We start from the raw sequence: 19,221 nt of genomic DNA, 5'->3' as shown, positions 1-19,221 counted from the left end.
GCAAAATTCGCCAGCATTGTTTAGAGAAACTTCATGCTGGACCAATTGAAACGGATGGCGGTGCTGGCGACGGTGGTCGAGCAGGGCAGCTTTGCCGGCGCCGCCCGGCTGCTGCAGACCAGCACCTCGGCGATCAGCCAGCAGGTGCGGGCGCTGGAGCGCGATATGGGCGTGACCCTGTTGCACCGCTCCACCCGCAAGCTCAGCCTGACCCCGGCCGGCGCCCGCTTCCACGAGGGCTGCGTCGCGATGCTGGCGGCCGCGCGCGGCGCCCAGGCCCAGTTGCTGCAGCTGCGCGACGCGCCCGAGGGCGAGCTGCGCGTGGCCGCGCCGGTGGGTTTCGGCCGCCAACTGGGGCCGGCGCTGGCGCCGCTGCTGGCCGCCCATCCACGCCTGAGCCTGCATCTGGAGGTCGAGGACGGTTTCACCGATCTGGTGGCCCAGCGCATCGATCTCGCCGTGCGCTTCGGCCGCCTGCCCGACAGCAGCTGGGTGGCCCAGCCCATCGGCGAAAAAAGCATGGGGCTTTATGCGGCGCCGGCCTATCTGGCGCGCTGCGGCGTGCCTTCCAGCCTGGCCGAGCTGGGCCGGCATGACTGGCTGCTGCTGCGCCGGGGCGCCGCCAACGTGCTGCTGCCGCTGCAGGACGCGGCCGGCCAGCCGGTCCAGCTGAACCTCCAGCCGCGCGCCAGCAGCAACAACCAGCTGAGCCTGCAGCAGTTCTGCGAGGCCGGCATGGGCCTGGCGATGCTGAGCCCCAGCGATATCGGTGCCGCAGCCCAGGATGGCCGGCTCGTGCCCCTGCTGCCCGGCTGGCGGCTGCCCAGCCTGCCCATCTATGCGCTGACTCCGCAGCGCGATGCCCAGCCCGCCAAGGTGCGCTACGCGATCGAGGCGTTGAAATCCCATCTGACTGCGGCGAGCACCCCATGAGCCAAGACATTCTGCGCATCGGCGCGCTCGCCCGCCTGAGCGGCGCCACGCCCAAGGCCTTGCGGCTGTACGAGGCGCTGGGCCTGATCCCCGAACCCCGGCGCCAGGGCAGCTACCGCGTCTATGAGCAGCGCCATCTGGACGCGGTGCGCCTGATCCGCCAGGCCCAGGCTGTGGGCTTCAAGCTGCAGGAGCTGCGCGCGCTGACGGCGAGCGCCAACCGGCCCGCCCCGGGCGAGCCGCTGGCCCGCGATGTGGCGCTGCAGGCAGTGCAGGCCAAGCGCGCCGCGCTGGCGGACCAGCAGCAGCGCCTGCAGCAGCAGCTCGACGAGCTGGCGGTCTGCGAGCGCTTGCTGCTGCAGGCCTTCGACTGCCCCGATGTGCAGCCCGCTTGACTCTGTCCTTAGGGGCAGGGTGGATGCTGGCGGGCATGAACACGACAGCCAAGAAAACCATTCTCGTCATCAATGCCAACCCCAAGCCGCACAGCCTCAGCGAGGCCCTGGCCCGGCGCTATGCCGAGGCCGCTGCGGCGGCCGGCCACCGCGTCAGCCTGGTGCAGCTGCGCGAGCTGCGCTTTGCATCCGATCTCCCGCAGGGCCATGACGCCGATGCCGTGCTGGAACCCGACCTGCAGCGCCTTCAGCAGCAGCTGACCGAGGCGGAACATCTGGTCTGGGCCTACCCGGTCTGGTGGGGCTCGGTGCCGGCCCTGCTGAAAGGCCTGCTGGACCGGCTGCTGCTGCCTGGCTTCGCCTTCCGCTACCACCAGGGTCAGGCCTTGCCCGAGCGTCTGCTGAAAGGGCGCAGCGCGCGTCTGCTGGTCTGCATGGACACGCCGGCCTGGTACTTCCGCTGGCTGCAGGGCGCCCCGGCCCACCGCATGATGAAAGACGCGGTGCTGGAGTTCTGCGGCATTGCCCCGGTACGCATCAGCGCGTTCACGCCCGTCATCAAGAGCACGCCGGCGCGGCGCGAGCGCTGGCTGGCCGAGGCGGGGAGGCTGGGGGGGCTTGAGGAGGAAGGCATGAAAAAAGCACCTGGCCGTGAGAGCAGGTGCCACCTTTCGCAACTTCATTCATGGTGCGCCCGGCTGGGATCGAACCAGCAACCCCTGCCTTCGGAGGGCAGTACTCTATCCATTGAGCTACGGGCGCAGCGCGTCGCATTCTAGCAGCGCTTGCGGCACCCGACGCCGAAGGGCGGTGGGGGCTCGCTATAATCTCGCGGTTGTGCTGCCCGCGCCTGAGCGGGGGCCGATCTACTCCACTGCCCGACGCCAACGAGGATTTCATGAGCGGAACCCAAGACCACGTGCACGACCACGACGCCCAGCACGAAGAGGCGCATGAGGGACCGATCAAGACACCCAAGCAGCTGATCTGGGCCGTCGGGTTTGCCTTTGTCGTGCCGGTGATCGTGATCGTGATGCTGGCCAGCTATGTGACCTCGGACAGCAAGCCGTCCGCCGGCAGCGAGGGCCTGGCGGAGCAGGCGGTGGCCGCTCGCATCCAGCCGGTCGGCGCGATCGAGATCAAGGACCTGTCCGACGCCAGCGCGCTGAAGACCGGCGAGCAGGTCTACCTGGCCCAGTGCGCGGCCTGCCATGGCGCCGGCGTGGCCGGTGCGCCGAAGCTGGCCGATGCGGCCGCCTGGGGCCCGCGCATCAAGACCGGATTCGACATGCTGCTGAGCTCGGCCCTGAAGGGCAAGGGCGCGATGGGCGCCCAGGGCGGCGGCGATCACAGCGACTTCGAGATCGCCCGTGCGGTGGTCTATATGGGCAACCAGGGCGGCGCCAAGTTCGACGAGCCCAAGGCCCCGGCCCCGGCCGCGTCCGCCGCACAGTAGTCAGGCAAACGGCGGGCTTCGGCGCGCCCCGCAAACAACCGGCCTCGGCCGGTTTTTTTGTGCCTGCGCGGCTATGCTGGCGGGCGTGAAGAAGCATCAGGGATGGATGTTGGCCGTCCTGCTGGCATGGCAGGCGCTGCCGCTGGCCGCACAGCCGGCGGACTGGCGGGTCTGCGTCACCGACCTCGTCGTGCCGCCCTATCTGCACAACAATCCGCGCCGCCTGGGCGTGGCCGAGCGTCTGCTGATCGATGCCGGGGAGGCGGCTGGCCTACGGGTCGAACTGTTGCGGCTGCCGCCGCTACGCTGCCGCTTGATGCTGGACAGCGCTCAAGTCGAAGCCACGCTGGCCGCGCCGACAGCGCAGAACATGGCCGAGCTGGGCTTCCCGATGCGCAATGGCGCCGTTGACCGCACACGCAGGTTGGCGCATCTGCGCCTGATGTGGGTCAAGCGCGCCGGTCGTGAGCTGGTCTGGGATGGCCGCCAGATGCATGGGGCCGAGCCCGCCGCGCTGACCGTCGGTGCGCGCGCGACGATGCGCTCGGCCACCGAGGCCTTGCAGAGCCAGGGCTTCAAGGTCGACAGCGCCGCCCTCAACACGCGCCAGCTGCTGGGCAAGCTGCTGGCCGGCCGGGTCGACCTGGTGGTCGGCATCGAGGAAGACCTGCGCCACGCGATGCGCGTGGCGGATCTGCAAGACCTGACCCTGCTGCCCCAGCCCTTTCTGGCGGTGGACTATTACGCCGCGCTGGCCCCGGGGCTGCTGCCGGCGCAGCGCGAACAGGCCGAGCGCTGGTGGGCCGAGATCGCACGGCTGCGCGAGCTGCCGCCCTATCGACCTGACTGAGCGGCGGCGACCGGCCGGTCGACCACGCCATGACGGCGCAGCAGCTCGGCATGCTTGCCGGGCTCGGGCCGCCACAGCCCGGCTTCGACGGCGTCGGCGGCCAGCTCCATGTCCAGGCTGTGCACCAGGCCCAGGCCCAGCTCGGTGCTCAGCAGCAGCCGGTCCTGCTCATCGAGCCAGACGGCGTCCACCTGGTGGGCTGGCAGCCCGGTGTGGCTGTGGATCTGCGGCGCACCCGTCGGGCCTTTTGTCAGCCGCCAGATCCAGGGCGTGGCCTCCAGCTCGACATAGACGCGCTGCGGCCCGTTCTGGAAGTACCAGGCGCCCTGCGCATCGGCGGCGTAATTGCGCTCGATGAACTCGCGCAGCTTCTCATGGTTGACGCGGCTGCCCTTGAGCTGCGGGAAGGGCCCGGCCGCCTGGATGCGCTCGTCGCGCATATACCAGTCGCCGCGCGCGTCCAGCGCCAGCCAGCCGTAGCAATGCGGGACGTTGGGCCATTTCTTCAGCGCGGCTTCGACGATGGGGTCCATGGACGGCAGTCTAAAGCGCCTGCGCCAGCCAGTCGCAGACCTGGCCCGGCATCGCCAGCACATGGCCCGGCGGTGCGCCGGCCGGGAAGCCGACATGGCCGCCCTGGGCCGGCTGCCACAGGGTCACCTGGGGGCCGGTGTCGCCCGGGCCGGGCAGGCAGGCGGCCGGCACGAAAGGGTCGTTGAGCGTGTTCAGCACCAGAGCCGGGATGCGGATCTGGCGCAGATGCGGCTTGGCCGAGGCGCGCGACCAGTAGTCCTCGGTGTCGCGAAAGCCGTGCAGCGGCGCGGTGAACAGATTGTCGAACTCGTAGAGATCGCGCGCCTGGCGCAGCCGCTCGCCGTCGAACAGGCCGGGGTGCTGCTGCAGCTTGCGCAAGGCCTTGGGCACCATGGTGCGCAGGAACATGCGGGTATAGACCAGACGGTTGAAGCCGCGGCCGATCGCGTGGCCGGAGGCCGCCAGGTCCACCGGCGAGCAGATCGAGCAGACCGCGCACGCGGTGGCCGCCGCGCTCTGGCCCATCTCCTCGGCCCAGCGCAGCAAGGCATTGCCGCCCAGCGAGACGCCGGCCGCGACCAGCGGCCCGGGGTGGCCGGCCTTGAGCCGGGCCAGCATCCAGCCGATCTCCTCGAAGTCGCCCGAGTGATAGGCGCGCGGCGCCAGGTTCAGCTCGCCCGAGCAGCCGCGGAAATGCGGCAGCGCGAAGGCCCAGCCGCGCGCGCGGGCGATGGCCGCGAAGGCCTGCACATACTGGCTCTGCGAGCTGCCTTCCAGGCCGTGGAACAGCACCAGCAGCGGCTGGCCGGGGCTAGGCGGGGCAGCGAGGAAATCGACATCGACGAAGTCGCCGTCCGGCGTGTTCCAGCGCTCGCGCCGGAACTGCGGCGCCGCGCCCTCGAAGCGGCGCGAGAACAGTGCCGGCCAGATGGTTTGCGCATGGCCGCCGGGCAGCCAGGGCGGCGCCCGGTAGGCGAGCGCCATCAATGCAGGGTGGCCGGTTCCTCGACCACTTCCTGGATATCGTGCGCGGTGCCGGGGCTGGCATGGTGCACCACCATGCGCCAGCCCATCGCGGTCTTCAGATAGACATTGGTGGCGATCACCCAGGCGCTTTGCTGGCCCTCGGGACCCTGCACCTGGACTCTCTCCAGCACCTGGTGGATGGCGGTGTCGCCGGTGTGCAGGCGCCGCACCCGCTCGGGATGGACCGAGATCGCGCCCTGGCTGAACACCGACTCGAAGGCCGCGCGGATCGCGCCCAGGCCGACAACGCGCGGGCCGCCGGGGTGCACGCAGGAGACCTCTTCCTCATCGGCCCAGACCTCCATCAGCCGCTCCAGATCGGCACTCTGCAGCGCCTCGTAGAACTGTTGCTCGGTGTCTTCCGGCGCAGCGAGCAGGGCGGCGGTCTGGGCTTTGGGTCGCATCATGATGGGCCGATTGTAAGAAGAGGGGGCGGCGCTGGCATGTCAAAGGGTAGTCCATGCATCCAAATGCAAAGCCGGCACGTAAGAATGGGGCATGAGCACACCCAACCCCGCATGGAGCGAGCGCAGCCAGGAACTGGCCCAGCTGCTCGCCCGCACCGCCCTGGGCGACCGCCAGGCCTTCGAGGCCCTGTACCGGGCGACCAGTGCCCAGCTGTTCGGCGTGGTGCTGCGCATCAACCATGACCGGGCCCAGGCCGAGGAGGTGCTGCAGGAGGTGTTCGTCAATATCTGGCGCGCCGCCGGCGGCTTTGACGCCCGGCTGGCCCAGCCGCTGACCTGGCTGACCAGCCTGGCCCGCAACCGCGCGATCGACAGCCTGCGCCGGCGCGCCGCCGAGCCGGCCACGGTCAGCCGATTCCAGGGCCTGGACGATGGCAGCGATGACGGTGGCGAACGCGATCTGCTGGAGGCCATGCCCAGCGCCGAGGCCGGCCCGCTGGACCTGCTCGACGCCGCCAGCCAGGCCCATGAGCTGCAGCGCTGCATGCAGGCCTTGAGCGGCGAGCAGCGCTCCAGCCTGGCGCTGGCCTATTACCAGGGCCTGTCCCACGCCGAGGTGGCCCAGCAGATGAGCCAGCCGCTGGGCACGGTCAAGAGCTGGGTGCGGCGTGGCCTGCAAAGCCTGCGCAACTGCCTGGACCGCGCGGCCGGCCTGGTCGGCGCCAGCAAGGGAGCGCTCTGATGGACTACAGCCGCCCCGATCTGGCCGAGAAACTGGCCGCCGAATATGCACTGGGTGTGCTGCGCGGTGGCGCACGGCGGCGCTTCGAGCGCCTGCTGCCGGCCCACCCGGCCTTGCAGGATGCCGTGCAGGCCTGGCAGCAGCGCCTGCAGCCACTGGCCGCGCCGGTGGCGCCGGTGACGCCGCCGCCCCAGGTCTGGGCCGCGGTGCAGCGCCGCCTGTTCGGCGCGCCCGCGCGCCCGCCGAGCTGGTGGCAGCGCCTGGGCCTGTGGCAGGGCTTTGCCGGCGTGGCCGGCACCGGTGCCCTGGCCCTGGCCCTGCTGCTGGCCCAGCCGCAGCCGGTGCAGCCGCCGCTGGTGATCGTGCTGAACGCGACGCCCGAGGGCGCCGGCTTCGCCAAGGCCGGCTTTGTCGCCAGCGTCAGCGCCGACGGCGGCGCCCTGGTGCTGAAGCCGCTGGGCGAGCTGACGGTGGAACAAGGCCGGGCACTGGAGCTGTGGGCCGTGCCGGGCAAGGGCGCGCCACGCTCACTGGGCCTGGTTTCGACGGCGGCGGCGACGACCGTGCTGCGCGCCCGTCTGCTGCAGGACACGGCGGCCTTCGCCGTCAGCCTGGAGCCCACCGGCGGCTCGCCGACCGGGGCGCCGACCGGACCTATCGTCTCGGCCGGCCACATTTAGTTTTTTCCCTTGCATCCGATCCTCGCAGGGCTGCGTAAGAGGGGACTCCAAGCCCCCAACCCTTCGAGGAGTTCGCGATGAAAAAGACGTCCCTGATGCTGCTGCTGCCGGTCGCCCTGCTGGGCGCCTGCGCCTCCACGCCGATGATGACGAGCATGGTCGACAACGCCGCGCTGCCCGAGGCGGTGCGCGCGCCGGCCGGCAGCAAGCAGACGATGTGGACCGTCGGTGCCGGCGAGATCAGCTATGAGTGCCGCGAAAAGGCGGCCGGCCAGTACGAATGGGTCTTCGTTGCCCCGGTGGCCACGCTGAAGAACGCGGCCGGCGCGGTGGTCGGCAAGTATTACGGCGGCCCGACCTGGGAGGCCAACGATGGCTCCAAGGTTACCGGCAAGCAGCTGGCCGTGGCACCGGGCACGCCGGGCAGCATCCCGCTGCAACTGGTCAAGGCCGACCCCGCCACCCCGGCGGCAAACGGCATGGGCGCGATGCAGGGCGTCAGCCACATCCAGCGCCTGAAGACACAGGGCGGCGTGGCGCCGGCGGTGGCCTGTGGCATGGCCAACAAGGGCGAGCGCCGCCAGGTGGCCTATCAGGCCGACTACGTGTTCTACAGCATGTAAGCCCGAACCGGTGGGGGCATCGCGCCCCCGCCTGGCGCTGGCTCAGTGGGCGCCGTGCAGCACTTCGCCAGCCTTGAGCTTGTAGACCGTGCCGCAGTAGGGGCACTTGCCGCCGCCCTCGTGGGTGACGTCGATGAAGACCTTGGGGTGGTTGCTCCACAGCGCCATCTTGGGGTTGGGGCAGGCGACGACGCCGGGGCCTTGCACGTCCTGGGCGGTGACTTCGATGATGGATTTGTTGGTGTCGCTCATGTTCTTTTTCTCAGTCTGATCAGACCAGGCTCAGCCACTCGGCGTACTTGGGATTGCGGCCGTTGACGATGTCGAAGAAGGCCGTCTGGATCTTCTCGGTGATCGGGCCACGGCTGCCGGCACCGAGCTCGATGCGGTCCAGCTCGCGGATCGGCGTCACCTCGGCGGCGGTGCCGGTGAAGAAGGCCTCGTCGCAGATATAGACCTCGTCGCGCGTGATGCGCTTCTCGACCAGCTTCAGGCCCAGGTCCTGGCAGATCGCGAAGATGGTGTTGCGGGTGATGCCGTTGAGCGCGCCGGCCGACAGATCGGGTGTGTAGACCACGCCGTTCTTGATCACGAACAGGTTTTCGCCCGCGCCCTCGGAGACAAAGCCCGAGGCGTCCAGCAGCAAGGCCTCGTCATAGCCGTCCTCGGTGGCCTCCATATTGGCCAGGATGGAGTTGGTGTAGTTGCTCACCGCCTTGGCCTGTGTCATCGTGATGTTGACGTGGTGGCGGGTGTAGCTGCTGGTCTTGACGCGGATGCCGCGCTTCAGGCCTTCCTCGCCCAGATAGGCGCCCCAGGCCCAGGCGGCGACCATCAGGTGGATCTTGTTGCCCTTGGGGCTGACGCCCAGCTTCTCCGAGCCTATCCAGGTCAGCGGGCGCAGATAGCAGCTCTCCAGCTTGTTCTCGCGCACCACCTGCTTCTGCGCTTCCTCGACCTGCTCGATGCTGAAGGGGATCTTCATGCGCAGGATCTTGGCGCTATTGAACAGGCGCTCGGTGTGCTCGCGCAGGCGGAAGATGGCCGTGCCCTTGTCGGTCTTGTAGGCGCGCACGCCCTCGAAGGCGCCGCAGCCATAGTGCAGGGTGTGGCTCAGCACATGGATCTTGGCGTCGCGCCAGTCGACCAGCTGGCCATCCATCCAGATCTTGCCGTCGCGGTCTTCCATGGACATGGGGAACTCCTGTTGTGCTGAGAGAAATGGGTGAGAGCGAGATTCTATGCAAGCCGGCGCCGCCCGGCACCGTGGCCCGTTGGCCGGTGCGCGGCGTGACGCATCTCACACCCGCGCCACGGGCATGCGGCCGCCACTGTGGCCGACCCCCGTGGCTGCGGGGGGCTTGCCGGCGGCGGCGCCCGTAGCGACCGATACAGTGCGTCCATTCCCCTGTGACCGGTTCCCCTTCATGCAAAAAACCATCGCCATTGCCGCCCTGAGCTGCCTCGCACTCGCCCATAACGCCTGGGCCGCCAAGCCCTCGAGCTCGCAGCCCGAACTGGGCAGCCCGGCCTGCACGGCCGGCGGCGGCGCCTCGGTGACGGCCTTCATCGACTGCGCCGGTTCCTTCAGCGGCAATCTGGGCGGCGCACTGACCCAGGGCCAGATCGCGGTGCTGAACACCGAGTTTGGCGACAAGGGCTTCAGCTACGGCAGCGGTCTGACATACAGCAAGAGCGATGCGACCGGCCACGGCCTGTTCACCGATCTCGGCGACGACTTCACGCTCAGCTTCGACGGCGGCGCCAAGGCCACCGGCCTGTTCGTGATCGGCCTGAAGCAGGCCAACCGCTACAGCTTCTATCTGTTCGACGGCGGCACGGCCGGCATCGGCACGATCGATTTCAATGTGCTGGGCGTGGTCAGCAAGCAGACCGGTGGCCTGTCGCATGCCGTCTATCTGGGCAATGCGCTGGCCGCGCCGGTGCCCGAGCCCGAGAGCTATGCGCTGATGCTGGCCGGCCTCGGTGCGATCGGCTTCATCGCCCGGCGCCGCGCCGGCCGCTGAGCCCGCCCGGGTTCAGTCCTGGCCCGTCTCGGGCCGTTGCAGGGTCCAGCGCGTCACGCGGCCCTGCTCCAGCACCACCTCGACCGAGACCTCGCCCGGATCGGTCCAGACAAAGGTTTCCGGTTCGCTGGCGGTCTTGCGGCCCAGGCTGCGGGCCAGCGGCAGCACCTCCAGCAGGCGCATGCCGACCTTCAGCTTGGCATTGAGCATCACCGCGCTGTCGACATGGCCGATCGGCGCATCCTTGGCCATGCGCATCACCCGCATCAGCCGGCTGAACTGCATCAGCAGCCAGAACACCACGCCGGTGAGCGCGAAGATCACGCCCTGCCAGCCGAAGAACACGCCACCCGCCAGCAGCGCCGCCAGCGCCAGGGCCAAACCCAGTTTCTGATTCATGGGGCGGCATCCTAACGCCTGAGCGCTTGCACGCTGAGGCGGCTCGCTCAGGGCCAGAACACGGCCAGCCAGACGCCCACGGCCAGCAGCAGGCTCAGCATCACGGCCGCGCTGCCCAGGTCCTTGGCCCGGCCCAGCAGCGGATGGCGCTCCACCGTCACCGCATCGGCCAGGGCCTCGATGGCCGAGTTCAGCAGCTCCACCAGCCAGACCTGGACGATGGCCGCCGTCAGCAGCAGGGCTTGCCAGCGGTCCGGTGCCAGCCACCAGGCCAGCGCGATCAGCGGCAGGCCGACGGCCAGCTCCTGACGGAACGCCGCCTCGTGCCGCCATGCGGCGCGCAGCCCGGCCCAGGAATAACCGGTGGCCCGCCACAGGCGGGCGAGGCCGGAGCGGCTCTTGAAGGCGCTGGTCGGGGTCTTGTCGTCGGGTGGGCTCATGAGGCGGTGTCGGGCTGGGGATGGCCGCAGCATAGGCCGGCTTGCTTAAGCTCAGCTTCATCGGCGCCGGTTGCAATGCGGGCGATGCAAAGTCTGTCCCTCCCTGTTTCCCTGTGGCGCCGTTACCGCCTGGCGAGCCTGTCGCTCGGTGCCAACACCTGGCTGGTGCTGGCCGCCCTGTTCTGGACCCTGAGCGCCAACCGTCTGTTCCTGAGTGCGGCCCTGCAGGGGCGCAGCGCGGCCGAGCCGGCCAGCTGGGGCTTCGCGCTGGCGCTGCTGCTGCTGGTGTTTTCGCTGCATCTGCTGCTGCTGGGCCTGCTGGCCACGCGCTGGACGCTCAAGCCGCTGCTGGTGCTGCTGACGCTGGGGACGGCGTTCGCGAGCTATTTCATGCAGGCCTACGGCGTCTTCCTCGACCCGTCGATGCTGCGCAATGTGTGGCGCAGCGATGCGGCCGAGGCCCGCGAGCTGCTGAGCCCGGCCCTGCTGCTGCATCTGCTGCTCTACGCCGGCCTGCCCCTGCTGGTGCTGAGCCGGCTGCGGCTGCGACCCGAGCCCAGCTGGCTGCGTGCGGCCGGGCGCCGGCTGGCGCTGCTGGGCTTTGCGCTGCTGACGGCGCTGGCCAGCCTGTTCTCGATCTACCAGCCCTTCTCGTCGCTGATGCGCAATAACAAGGAGCTGCGCTACCTGATCACGCCGGCCAACTACCTGTGGTCCGGCGCGGCGGTGGCGATCGGCGAGGCGCGTGGCGCCGCCCACCCGCGCCAGCCGGTGGGCCTGGACGCGGCACCGGGCTCCTCCTGGGCGCAGCGCCGCAAGCCCCTGGTGCTGGTGCTGGTGGTGGGCGAGACCGCACGCGATGCGAACTGGGGGCTGTCGGGCTATGCGCGCCAGACCACGCCGGAGCTGGCCCGGCTGGGCGTGGCCAATCTGGGGCCGGTGGTGACCTGCGGCAGCAATACCGAGGTGTCTGTGCCCTGCATGTTCTCGGCGGTGGGGCGGCGCGACTATGACGAGGCCCGCATCCGCGGCCAGGACTCGCTGCTGCATGTGGCGGCCCGTGCCGGCGTGGCCGTGCAGTGGCGCGACAACCAGAGCGGCTGCAAGGGCGTCTGCGCCGACCTGCCCAGCGAGCAGGTCGATGCGCAGAACGCGCCGGGCCTGTGCGCCGAGGGCCGCTGCCTGGATGAAGGTCTGGTGCATGACCTGGACCAGCGCCTGCGGGCCGCACAGGGCACCCAGCTGTGGGTGCTGCATATGCTGGGCAATCACGGCCCGGCCTACCACCGCCGCTACCCGCGCGAGTTCGCCCGCTTCCAGCCCGAATGCCGCAGCGATGATCTGCAGCAGTGCACAGCGCAGCAGATCGTCAACGCCTATGACAACGCGCTGCTCTACACCGACCATCTGCTGGCCCGCGCGATAGCGCAGCTGAAGGCCCAGGCCGACAAGGTCGATTCGCTGCTGATCTATGTCTCCGACCATGGCGAGTCGCTGGGCGAGCACGGCCTGTTCCTGCACGGCCTGCCCTATGCGATCGCGCCGACGGTGCAGACCCGTGTGCCCATGGTGGCCTGGGCCAGCCCGGGTTTCGCCGCCGGCGCCGGTCTGGCGGACGACTGCCTGCGCCGCGCCCTGCAGCCCCAGGCCCAGCGCCCGGTGAGCCATGACCATCTGTTCCACACCGTGCTGGGCCTGCTCGATGTGCGCAGCCGCGTGCACGAGCCGGCCTGGGATCTGAGCCGGGGCTGCCGATCATGAGGCGCGGCGCCGATGCCCGGCTCACCGGGCTCGCGCTGGCGGCCTTGCTGCTGTGGGAGCTGCTGGGCTGGGACCTGGGCCTGAGCCGGCTCTACGGCGGTCCGGCCGGCTTTGCCTGGCGCGACGCCTGGCTGACCCGCGATCTGCTGCACGAGGGCGGCCGGCTGCTGGGCCTGGTCGGGCTGGCCCTGCTGGCCTGGCAAGTCGTGCACCCGCCGGCCGATGGGCCGGGGCGGGCCGAGCGCGGCTACTGGCTGGCGGTGATGCTGGCTTGTGCGCTGCTGGTGCCGGCGCTGAAGAGCCAGAGCGCCAGCAGCTGCCCCTGGAGCCTGGCCGAGTTCGGCGGCAGCGTCGCCTATGTGCCGCATTGGCTGTTGGGCGTGACCGATGGCGGCCCGGGCCACTGTTTCCCCTCGGGCCATGCGGTGTCGGGTTTTGCCTTCTTCGGGCTCTATTTCCAATGGCGCGACCATGACCGGCGGCGCGCGCGCCGCTACCTGGCGGCCACCCTGCTGCTGGGCACGGCCTTTGGCTGGGCCCAGCTGGCGCGCGGCGCGCATTTCGCCAGCCACAGCGCCTGGTCGGCCTGGCTTTGCTGGACCCTGTCGGTGCTGGCCGCGCGCTGGGCGCCGGCCAGGAAGAACCCGGGCACCGAGCCGCCATCGCACGCTCTCCCCATGCGCTGACGGCCCGGGGCCCGGGGGCTTCACAACTGCCTGTCGATCAACGCACCACGGCCAGCGCCTCGCGTGCGCCGGCCTTGTAGGTGTAGAGGGTCAGTGCGCCGTTCTTGATGTCGCCCTTGCTGTCGAAGCCGATGCTGCCGGTCACGCCGGGGTAGCCCTCGGTCTTGGCCAGCACCGGCAGGTACTTGGCCGGCTCGGCCGAGCCGGCCTTGACCATGGCCGCGACCAGCACGCCCACCGCGTCGTAGGAATAGGGCGCATAGACCTGCACCTCCAGCTTGGAATAGGCCTTGAAGCGGGCGCGGAAGTCCTCCATCGCCTTTTTCTGCGTCGCGTCGACGCCGCCGGCCTCGGCGCAGAAGACCTGGCCGTCGGCCATGGTGCCGGCCGCCAGCTTGGGCAGCTCGGCGGTGCAGATGCCGTCGCCGCCGATCAGCTTGATGTTCAGGCCCAGGGCCTTCATCTGGCGCAGCATCGGGCCGGCCACCGCGTCCATGCCGCCGAAGAACACCACATCGGGCTTCTTGGACTTCAGGGTGGTCAGGATGGCGCTGAAGTCGGTGGCCTTGTCATTGGTGAATTCGCGGCCGACGATCTTGCCGCCGCTGGCCTTGGCACCCTTCTCGAACTCATCGGCCACGCCCTGGCCGTAGGCGGTGCGGTCGTCGATGATGGCGATGGACTGGCCCTTCAGCTCCTTGACCGCATAGCGGCCCAGGGTGCCGCCCAGGTGCACATCGTCGGCAACGACGCGGAAGGCGGTCTTGTAGCCGTTGCGGGTGAACTTGGGGTTGGTGGACGAGGGGCTGATCTGCGGAATGCCGGCATCGGCATAGACCTTGGACGCCGGAATCGTGGTGCCCGAGTTCAGATGGCCGACCACGCCGTTGACCTTGGCGTCGGCCAGCTTCTGCGCGGCCTGGGTGCCCTGCTTGGGATCGCCGGCATCGTCCTCGCCCATCAGCTCCAGCCGCACCTTCTTGCCGCCGATCACGACGCCCTTGGCATTGAGTTCCTGGATCGCCAGGCGGGCGCCCAGCTCGTTGTCCTTGCCCAGATGGGCGATGGGGCCGCTGGTCGGCCCGACATGGCCGATCTTGACGACCTGCTCCTGGGCCAGCACGGTGCCGCAGCAGAGTGCCAGCACGGCGGCGGCGATGGTGTGATGAGGACGTTGGGTTTGCATGGTGGTTGTGCTCCGGTTGAGAGTAAGCCGCTGCAGGCTCAGGGGGTGGGCAGGGAAAGAAGCCAGCGCGCCGCCTGCTCGGCCTGGGCCGGGCTGAGCTGCGTGTTGGCCGGCATGCGCGCGGTGCCCCAGATGCCGCTGCTGCCTTCGAGAATGCTTTGCTTTAGATGGGCCAGCGCGCCGGGCTGGCCCCGGTAGCGCTCGGCAATGCGCAGAAAAGGCGGTCCCGCCAGCGGCTCGGTCAACGTGTGGCACAGCACGCAGCTGTCGGCCCAGGCCGGCGGCTCCATCGCGGCAGCCGCGGCCGGCAGGGCCAGCGCGAGCAGGCAGGACCGCCGGGCCATCATTTCTTTGCCGGCAGGTCGAAGACCGGCGCGCCCAGCAGCGGGCTGGAGATCGCGTAGCCGCCATGGTTGGTGAAGACCCAGATCAGCTTGCGGTCCCATTCGATGAAGACGCCATGGGTCTGGTCGCCGAAGTGCTGGTTCATCTTCGGGTCCACCGTCGGCGGCACGAAGTAGCCGGCGATCTTGGGCGCGGCGGGGTTGCTGACGTCAAAGATCTGGGCGCCGGCGTTGTAGAAGGCGTAGACCAGGTATTGGTCGCTGGGCGTGCCCGGCTGGTGCCAGTAGCCCGTGCGCTTGGGGCCGAAGCTGCCGCGGCGCTGGCAGTAGTCGGTGAAGGTCGCGCCCTTCGGCGGTGTGGGTCGTGGCAGGGTGGCGATCACCTTGGGGCTGGCCGGGTTCTTGACGTCGATCGCGTAGATGTCCTTGTAGGGCTCGTAGCAGTCTTCGTTGAGCGGGTAGCCGCTGTAGTAGACGACGCCGCTCTTCTCGACCTTGCTGACGTCGATGTTGTCGCCCTCGGTGCCGGCCTGGCTGACCGGCATGTCGAGCTTGCCGACGCGGGTCAGCTTGGCCGGGTTGGAGACGTCGATCACATGGAAGCCCATGCCGCCCATCGCCGCATAGCCGTACTTGCCGCCCTTCTCGGGATCCTTGGGGATGAACAGCGGCATGCGCGCGCCCATCCAGGCGGTCTTCTTGCCGACGCGCGGGTTCTTCTTGTATTCCTCTTCCTCGCCGACGCGCGAGCCCGGCACCCACCAGGTCGACAGGCGCTTCGGTGCGCGCGGGTCGCTCAGATCAAACGCCATCTGGGCCTGGTTGTAGAGGAAGTTGGCGTATTCCTGGTTCGAGAAGCTGTCGTCCGGCGCCCCCGAGACGAACAGATATTTGCCGCCCCAGTAGACGGGGATGTCGCCGCAGCCCGAGCCCTGCTGAGGGAACTTGTCGGCGCTGCTGCCGGCGTCCAGCGGCAGCTCGGAGAGCTTCTTCCACTGGGCCGGGTCGGGGCCGTCCAGCTCGAAGACGCGGAAGCCGCGCAGGATGGGCTGCTTGCGGATGGTGTCTATCTTGTCCTGCTGCTCGGCCTTGTACTTGTTCTCGAGGATGCCGAAGCGCGTCACTTCGTAGCACTGCACGGCCACATGCTTGCCGAGCTTCTCGTTGAACTGGATGGTCAGCGGGCCGAACGGGTGCTCGCTGCTGCCCCAGCCCCATTTCTTCTGTGCGACCAGCTGGGCCTTGCGCGGGTCGGTGATGTCGAAGACCTTGTAGAAGGACTTCTCGTGGATGACCATATAGCGGCGGCCGTTCATGTCCACCGTGGTCTGCCAGCTGTGGTACGGGCTGCCCAGCATCTCCGGGTGCAGGGCCTCGACCTTGGTGTTGTGCAGATAGCTGCTCTGGTCCAGATGGTCCAGGCTGCCCTTGAAGGGATGGGTGCCGCCGATGCTGGGGGTCTCGGCCGGGTGCTTGTAGACGCCGGTGGCCGGGTTCAGGCCGTAGCTGGCGGGGTCAGGTTTTGCCGGTTCCCCGGCGATGCCCTTGGCGGACTCGGGGTTCTCCTTGACCGGCAGCTTGGGCGTGCCGGCCGGGGGCGCGACGATGGTCTGGGCCAGCGCCTGCTGGGCCAGGCCGGCGCTGATCAGCAGCGCGATGAGCTTGAGTTTCATGACGGGATCTCCTCGATCAGAATTTGTGGCGCAGGCCCAGCTGCAGGCCGCGCGGGTTTTCGTTGGACAGCGGGTTGGCGTGGTTGAAGCTCACCGGGAAGCGCATGTCCGAGTCGCGCGCATGCTTGACCGCGCCGACGATGGCGTAGAGGTCGGTGCGCTTGGAGAAGCCGTAGAGATAGCCGGCCACCCAACTGGTGGCGTCGGACAGCGCGGCGTCGAGCTTGTCGTTCTTGCGCACGACGCTGGCGAACACGCGCTGCTGCGCGTTGAACTCGTAGCGCAGGCCCAGCTGCAGGTCCTGGCCCTTGGACGTGAAGTCCGCATAGGGCGGGTAGGCGTAGTAGCCGTTGTAGCGGTGGTAGAGAAAGGTCAGGTCCAGCGCGCTGCTGACGCTGTAGACGCCGCCCAGGTAGTAGTCGCGCGAGCGCCGCATCTGCTTGGCGTCGGACAGATCGCGGCGGTGCTGCTGGTCGACCGCGGCCATCAGGTAGAGCTCGCCGGCGAAATAGTCGAGGGCGGCGCTGCGCACCTGGGCGTCCTTGCTGCCGTCTTCGCGGCCGGCGGTGGCGGCCAGCCGGGCCTGGAAGTTGGCGATGCGCGGTGTCGTGTAGAACAGGCCGTTGCTCTCGCGCCAGGGCGCGTAGTACAGCATGGTGTTGCTGATCGGGCTGTAGTCGCCCGAGTAGGTCGGGTCGATATAGCCATACATCTCGGCCGAGGGCAGGTCGCGGCGGCCGGCGCTGAGCTCGCCCCAGTCCTTGGCGCCGATCTGCGCATAGGTGTGGCGCGGCGAGCCCTGCTGGCCGCTGTCGGCCTTCAAGGTGATCTCGTGCACGGCCGTGACCTTGAGGCCGCCGCCCAGGTCTTCCTGCGCCTTGAACTGCAGGCGCGAGGTGTTCAGGCCGCCGGAGCTGAGACCCTTGATGGATTTGCCGCCGGACTTGGCGTGCTCCATATTGATGTCGACGAAACCGGACAGCGTCACCTGGGCCAGCGCCGGGCCGGCGGCCAGCGCGGCGGCCAGCGGCCACACACTCTTCTTGATACTTCTCTTCTTCAACTTCATCTTCATGGGAAGCTCCTGGACGGGGTAGGTAAGAGGAGGCGCAGGGAGAGTGCGGGGAGGGAGGGAAACGGAAAACTCAGGTCACTGCCTTCTTGGCCTGGTGCTCGGGCAGCGCCCATTCGCGCCGGGCCATCACGGTCTGCAGCGCGGCCACCGCGTCCCAGACATCGGCGTGGCAGAGGTAGAGCGCGGCAAAGCCGAAGCGCAGGATGTCGGGGGCGCGGAAGTCGCCGATCACGCCGCGCGCGATCAGGGCCTGGACGATGGCGTAGCCCTGCTCATGGGTCAGCGAAACCTGGCTGCCGCGCAGGGCCGGGTCGCGCGGCGTCGCCAGGCCGAAGCCCTGGCCGGCCAGCTGCTGGTCGACCAGCGCGATAAAGGTCTCGGTCAGCGACAGGCTCTTGGCGCGCAGCAGCTGCAGGTCCACGCCGTCGAAGGCCGTCAGCGCCGCCTCCAGCGAGATCAGGCCCAGCTGCGGCGCGGTGCCGACCAGCATGCGGTCCATGCCGGCGCCGGGCGCATAGGTCTGGCCAAAGGCAAAGGGCTTGGCATGGCCATGCCAGCCGGTCAGCGGCTGCTGCACCGCGGCCTGGTGGCGCCGCGCGACGAACACAAAGGCCGGCGCACCGGGGCCGCCGTTCAGGTATTTGTAGCCGCAGCCCACCGCGAAGTCCGCCTCGCAGGTGTTCAGCTCGCAAGGCATCGCGCCGGCCGTGTGGCACAGATCCCAGACCACCAGCGCGCCGACCTCGTGGGCGCGCCGCGTGATGGCTGCCATGTCGTAGACCTGGCCGCTCTTGTAGTTGACATGGGTCAGCGAGACGATGGCCACGTCCTGGCCGTACTGGTCCAGCGCGGCCAGCACCGCATCGGCGTCGACCGCGCGGAACTCGGCCCCCATCAGCTCGGCCACGCCGCCGGCCACATAGGCGTCGGTCGGGAAGTTGGCGTTCTCGCCGAGGATGATCTTGCGGCCGGGCCGCAGGCGCAGCGCCGCAACCAGCACCTTGAAGAGGTTGACCGAGGTCGAGTCGGCCATGATGACCTCGTCGGCCGCCGCGCCGATCAGCGCCGCCACCTGGCCGCCGACCCGCTGCGGCGCCGGGTACCAGTCGGCATCGTTCCAGGAGCGGATCAGGCCCACGGCCCATTCCTGCTCGATTGCGCGCTGCATGCGCGCCGGCACCGCGCGCGGCATCGCGCCCAGCGAGTTGCCGTCCAGATAGATCACGCCCTCGGGCAGGACGAAGCGCGCGCGGCAGGCGGCCAGCGGATCACGGGCGTCCAGGGCCTGGCAGTCGGCGCGGGTCAGCGCGCGGGTGGCAACAGAGGGCAGGGCAGAGTTCATATGGGCTGGAATGCTGTATTTGCATTCGTGTTTATGTATACAACAAGGCCAGTCTATGCACTGCGTGTCTTGTTTATCACCCTGCTAACCCTACCCATGCTTGTTTGGGGCAAATTGATCCCGTAAGCTGGCTTCAGGAGATTTTTTTATGCAAGTAGAGATCGACCCGACCGACCGACTGTTGCTGCAAGCCCTGCAGGCCAATGCCCGGCTGACCACCTCGGAGCTGGCGCAGCAGACCCAGCTCTCGCAATCGCCCTGCTGGCGCCGCATCAAGCGGCTCGAAGATGCCGGCCTGATCGCCGGCTATCACGCGCGGCTGGACCGGCGTGCGCTGGGCTATGGGGTGATGGCCTTCGTGACCATCAGCATCGAGGGCCAGGACGAGGGCCACTCGCTGGACTTCGAGCGCGCGGTGCGCGACATCCCCGAGGTCGTGATGTGCCATGGCGTCTCCGGCCCCGAGGACTTCGTGCTGGTGGTCGTGGCCCAGGACCTGGATGCCTACTCTGCGCTGATGCAGCACAAGCTGCGCCGGCTGCCGGGCGTCAAGATGGTCAGGACCAGCTTCTCGCTGCAGGAGGTCAAGGGGCTGGACGGGCTGCCGATCCCTGCGTGAGGGGCGGGGGCGGGAGGGCGGGG

General features: G+C 69.1%; 23 protein-coding genes, 1 tRNA gene and 1 pseudogene. 12 read left to right on the top strand and 13 right to left on the bottom strand.

The features are described from left to right. Nucleotides 1-33 precede the first annotated feature (33 nt). The 3 genes and pseudogenes from ABGI63_RS02475 to ABGI63_RS02465 form a co-directional block, all read left to right on the top strand. On the top strand, nucleotides 34-933 hold the full coding sequence (locus tag ABGI63_RS02475; RefSeq protein WP_349740874.1) for a LysR family transcriptional regulator: 900 nt from the start codon (nucleotides 34-36) through the stop codon (nucleotides 931-933). Then, nucleotides 930-1,328, top strand: coding sequence for a MerR family transcriptional regulator (locus tag ABGI63_RS02470; protein ID WP_349740873.1), 399 nt, complete (start codon nucleotides 930-932; stop codon nucleotides 1,326-1,328). The genes ABGI63_RS02475 and ABGI63_RS02470 overlap by 4 nt, the downstream gene beginning before the upstream one ends. Nucleotides 1,329-1,351: 23 nt before the next feature. Then, nucleotides 1,352-1,855 (top strand): annotated as a pseudogene (locus ABGI63_RS02465) (NAD(P)H-dependent oxidoreductase); the annotation flags it as partial. Between the two features lie 159 nt (nucleotides 1,856-2,014). On the opposite strand, the gene ABGI63_RS02460 reads toward ABGI63_RS02465, so the two are convergent. Then, a tRNA-Arg gene (locus ABGI63_RS02460) sits at nucleotides 2,015-2,090 on the bottom strand. Between the two features lie 136 nt (nucleotides 2,091-2,226). Here ABGI63_RS02460 and ABGI63_RS02455 point away from each other — a divergent pair. Beyond that, nucleotides 2,227-2,784, top strand: a complete 558-nt coding sequence (locus ABGI63_RS02455; RefSeq protein ID WP_349740872.1) for a c-type cytochrome — start codon at nucleotides 2,227-2,229, stop codon at nucleotides 2,782-2,784. 106 nt (nucleotides 2,785-2,890) lie between these two features. After that, nucleotides 2,891-3,634, top strand: a complete 744-nt coding sequence (locus ABGI63_RS02450; protein WP_349740870.1) for a hypothetical protein — start codon at nucleotides 2,891-2,893, stop codon at nucleotides 3,632-3,634. On the opposite strand, the gene ABGI63_RS02445 is transcribed toward ABGI63_RS02450, so the two are convergent. From ABGI63_RS02445 to ABGI63_RS02435, 3 genes are read right to left on the bottom strand one after another with little or no spacing between them, the layout of a single operon-like run. After that, on the bottom strand, nucleotides 3,619-4,167 hold the full coding sequence (locus ABGI63_RS02445) for a DUF2946 family protein (protein ID WP_349740869.1): 549 nt from the start codon (nucleotides 4,165-4,167) through the stop codon (nucleotides 3,619-3,621). The genes ABGI63_RS02450 and ABGI63_RS02445 overlap by 16 nt on opposite strands. 10 nt (nucleotides 4,168-4,177) lie before the next feature. Then, nucleotides 4,178-5,152 carry a YheT family hydrolase gene (locus ABGI63_RS02440; RefSeq protein WP_349740868.1) on the bottom strand — a complete coding sequence of 325 codons (975 nt, stop codon included), beginning with the start codon at nucleotides 5,150-5,152 and terminating at the stop codon, nucleotides 4,178-4,180. Further along, nucleotides 5,152-5,601 carry a YybH family protein gene (locus ABGI63_RS02435; RefSeq protein WP_349740867.1) on the bottom strand — a complete coding sequence of 150 codons (450 nt, stop codon included), beginning with the start codon at nucleotides 5,599-5,601 and terminating at the stop codon, nucleotides 5,152-5,154. Before ABGI63_RS02435 ends, ABGI63_RS02440 begins: the two co-directional genes overlap by 1 nt. Nucleotides 5,602-5,692: 91 nt before the next feature. Here ABGI63_RS02435 and ABGI63_RS02430 point away from each other — a divergent pair, with 91 nt between their 5' ends. From ABGI63_RS02430 to ABGI63_RS02420, 3 genes are all read left to right on the top strand, one after another. Then, complete coding sequence (locus ABGI63_RS02430; RefSeq protein ID WP_349740866.1) at nucleotides 5,693-6,343, top strand: sigma-70 family RNA polymerase sigma factor; 651 nt, start codon at nucleotides 5,693-5,695, stop codon at nucleotides 6,341-6,343. Further along, a complete protein-coding gene (locus tag ABGI63_RS02425; RefSeq protein WP_349740865.1) occupies nucleotides 6,343-7,023 on the top strand; it encodes an anti-sigma factor in 681 nt (226 codons plus the stop codon). The genes ABGI63_RS02430 and ABGI63_RS02425 overlap by 1 nt, the downstream gene beginning before the upstream one ends. A 77-nt stretch (nucleotides 7,024-7,100) precedes the next feature. Further along, a complete protein-coding gene (locus ABGI63_RS02420) occupies nucleotides 7,101-7,646 on the top strand; it encodes a DUF3455 domain-containing protein (RefSeq protein WP_349740864.1) in 546 nt (181 codons plus the stop codon). Between the two features lie 42 nt (nucleotides 7,647-7,688). Here ABGI63_RS02420 and ABGI63_RS02415 read toward each other — a convergent pair whose 3' ends face one another. Then, nucleotides 7,689-7,898, bottom strand: a complete 210-nt coding sequence (locus ABGI63_RS02415) for a zinc-finger domain-containing protein (protein ID WP_137945126.1) — start codon at nucleotides 7,896-7,898, stop codon at nucleotides 7,689-7,691. A 19-nt stretch (nucleotides 7,899-7,917) separates the two neighbouring features. Beyond that, nucleotides 7,918-8,841, bottom strand: a complete 924-nt coding sequence (locus ABGI63_RS02410) for a branched-chain amino acid transaminase (RefSeq protein ID WP_137945127.1) — start codon at nucleotides 8,839-8,841, stop codon at nucleotides 7,918-7,920. 232 nt (nucleotides 8,842-9,073) lie between these two features. Between ABGI63_RS02410 and ABGI63_RS02405 the strand changes: the two genes are divergently transcribed. Next, nucleotides 9,074-9,673: a PEP-CTERM sorting domain-containing protein gene (locus ABGI63_RS02405; RefSeq protein ID WP_349740863.1), complete on the top strand. Its 600-nt coding sequence runs from the start codon at nucleotides 9,074-9,076 to the stop codon at nucleotides 9,671-9,673. A gap of 12 nt (nucleotides 9,674-9,685) precedes the next feature. On the opposite strand, the gene ABGI63_RS02400 is transcribed toward ABGI63_RS02405, so the two are convergent. Next, nucleotides 9,686-10,072 carry a hypothetical protein gene (locus ABGI63_RS02400; RefSeq protein ID WP_349740862.1) on the bottom strand — a complete coding sequence of 129 codons (387 nt, stop codon included), beginning with the start codon at nucleotides 10,070-10,072 and terminating at the stop codon, nucleotides 9,686-9,688. A 47-nt stretch (nucleotides 10,073-10,119) separates the two neighbouring features. Further along, complete coding sequence (locus tag ABGI63_RS02395) at nucleotides 10,120-10,512, bottom strand: diacylglycerol kinase (protein ID WP_262972020.1); 393 nt, start codon at nucleotides 10,510-10,512, stop codon at nucleotides 10,120-10,122. Between the two features lie 84 nt (nucleotides 10,513-10,596). On the opposite strand from ABGI63_RS02395, the gene ABGI63_RS02390 reads away from it, so the two are divergent. Further along, nucleotides 10,597-12,273, top strand: a complete 1,677-nt coding sequence (locus ABGI63_RS02390; protein WP_349740861.1) for a phosphoethanolamine transferase — start codon at nucleotides 10,597-10,599, stop codon at nucleotides 12,271-12,273. Then, nucleotides 12,270-12,959 (top strand): phosphatase PAP2 family protein, encoded by a 690-nt coding sequence (locus tag ABGI63_RS02385; protein WP_349740859.1) that lies wholly within the window; start codon nucleotides 12,270-12,272, stop codon nucleotides 12,957-12,959. The genes ABGI63_RS02390 and ABGI63_RS02385 overlap by 4 nt, the downstream gene beginning before the upstream one ends. Before the next feature lie 37 nt (nucleotides 12,960-12,996). On the opposite strand, the gene ABGI63_RS02380 is transcribed toward ABGI63_RS02385, so the two are convergent. The 5 genes from ABGI63_RS02380 to kynU form a co-directional block, all read right to left on the bottom strand. Then, nucleotides 12,997-14,145, bottom strand: a complete 1,149-nt coding sequence (locus tag ABGI63_RS02380) for a branched-chain amino acid ABC transporter substrate-binding protein (RefSeq protein WP_349740858.1) — start codon at nucleotides 14,143-14,145, stop codon at nucleotides 12,997-12,999. A 38-nt stretch (nucleotides 14,146-14,183) separates the two neighbouring features. Further along, entirely contained in the window at nucleotides 14,184-14,492 is a 309-nt protein-coding gene (locus ABGI63_RS02375) for a c-type cytochrome (protein ID WP_349740857.1), read from the bottom strand. Then, nucleotides 14,489-16,162, bottom strand: a complete 1,674-nt coding sequence (locus ABGI63_RS02370; protein WP_349740856.1) for an LVIVD repeat-containing protein — start codon at nucleotides 16,160-16,162, stop codon at nucleotides 14,489-14,491. Before ABGI63_RS02370 ends, ABGI63_RS02375 begins: the two co-directional genes overlap by 4 nt. A gap of 16 nt (nucleotides 16,163-16,178) precedes the next feature. After that, on the bottom strand, nucleotides 16,179-17,237 hold the full coding sequence (locus ABGI63_RS02365) for a porin (protein ID WP_349740855.1): 1,059 nt from the start codon (nucleotides 17,235-17,237) through the stop codon (nucleotides 16,179-16,181). Between the two features lie 70 nt (nucleotides 17,238-17,307). Next, the gene (gene kynU / locus ABGI63_RS02360) at nucleotides 17,308-18,579 is read right to left on the bottom strand and encodes a kynureninase (protein ID WP_349740854.1); all 1,272 of its coding nucleotides are present in this window, start codon (nucleotides 18,577-18,579) and stop codon (nucleotides 17,308-17,310) included. 148 nt (nucleotides 18,580-18,727) lie between these two features. Here kynU and ABGI63_RS02355 point away from each other — a divergent pair, with 148 nt between their 5' ends. Next, complete coding sequence (locus ABGI63_RS02355) at nucleotides 18,728-19,198, top strand: Lrp/AsnC family transcriptional regulator (RefSeq protein ID WP_269839791.1); 471 nt, start codon at nucleotides 18,728-18,730, stop codon at nucleotides 19,196-19,198. The last annotated feature ends 23 nt before the right edge of the window (nucleotides 19,199-19,221 follow it).

Source organism: Roseateles cavernae (assembly GCF_040187885.1).
Lineage (GTDB): Bacteria > Pseudomonadota > Gammaproteobacteria > Burkholderiales > Burkholderiaceae_C > Roseateles_E > Roseateles_E cavernae.
This window is presented reverse-complemented; position numbering and strand designations above follow the sequence as displayed.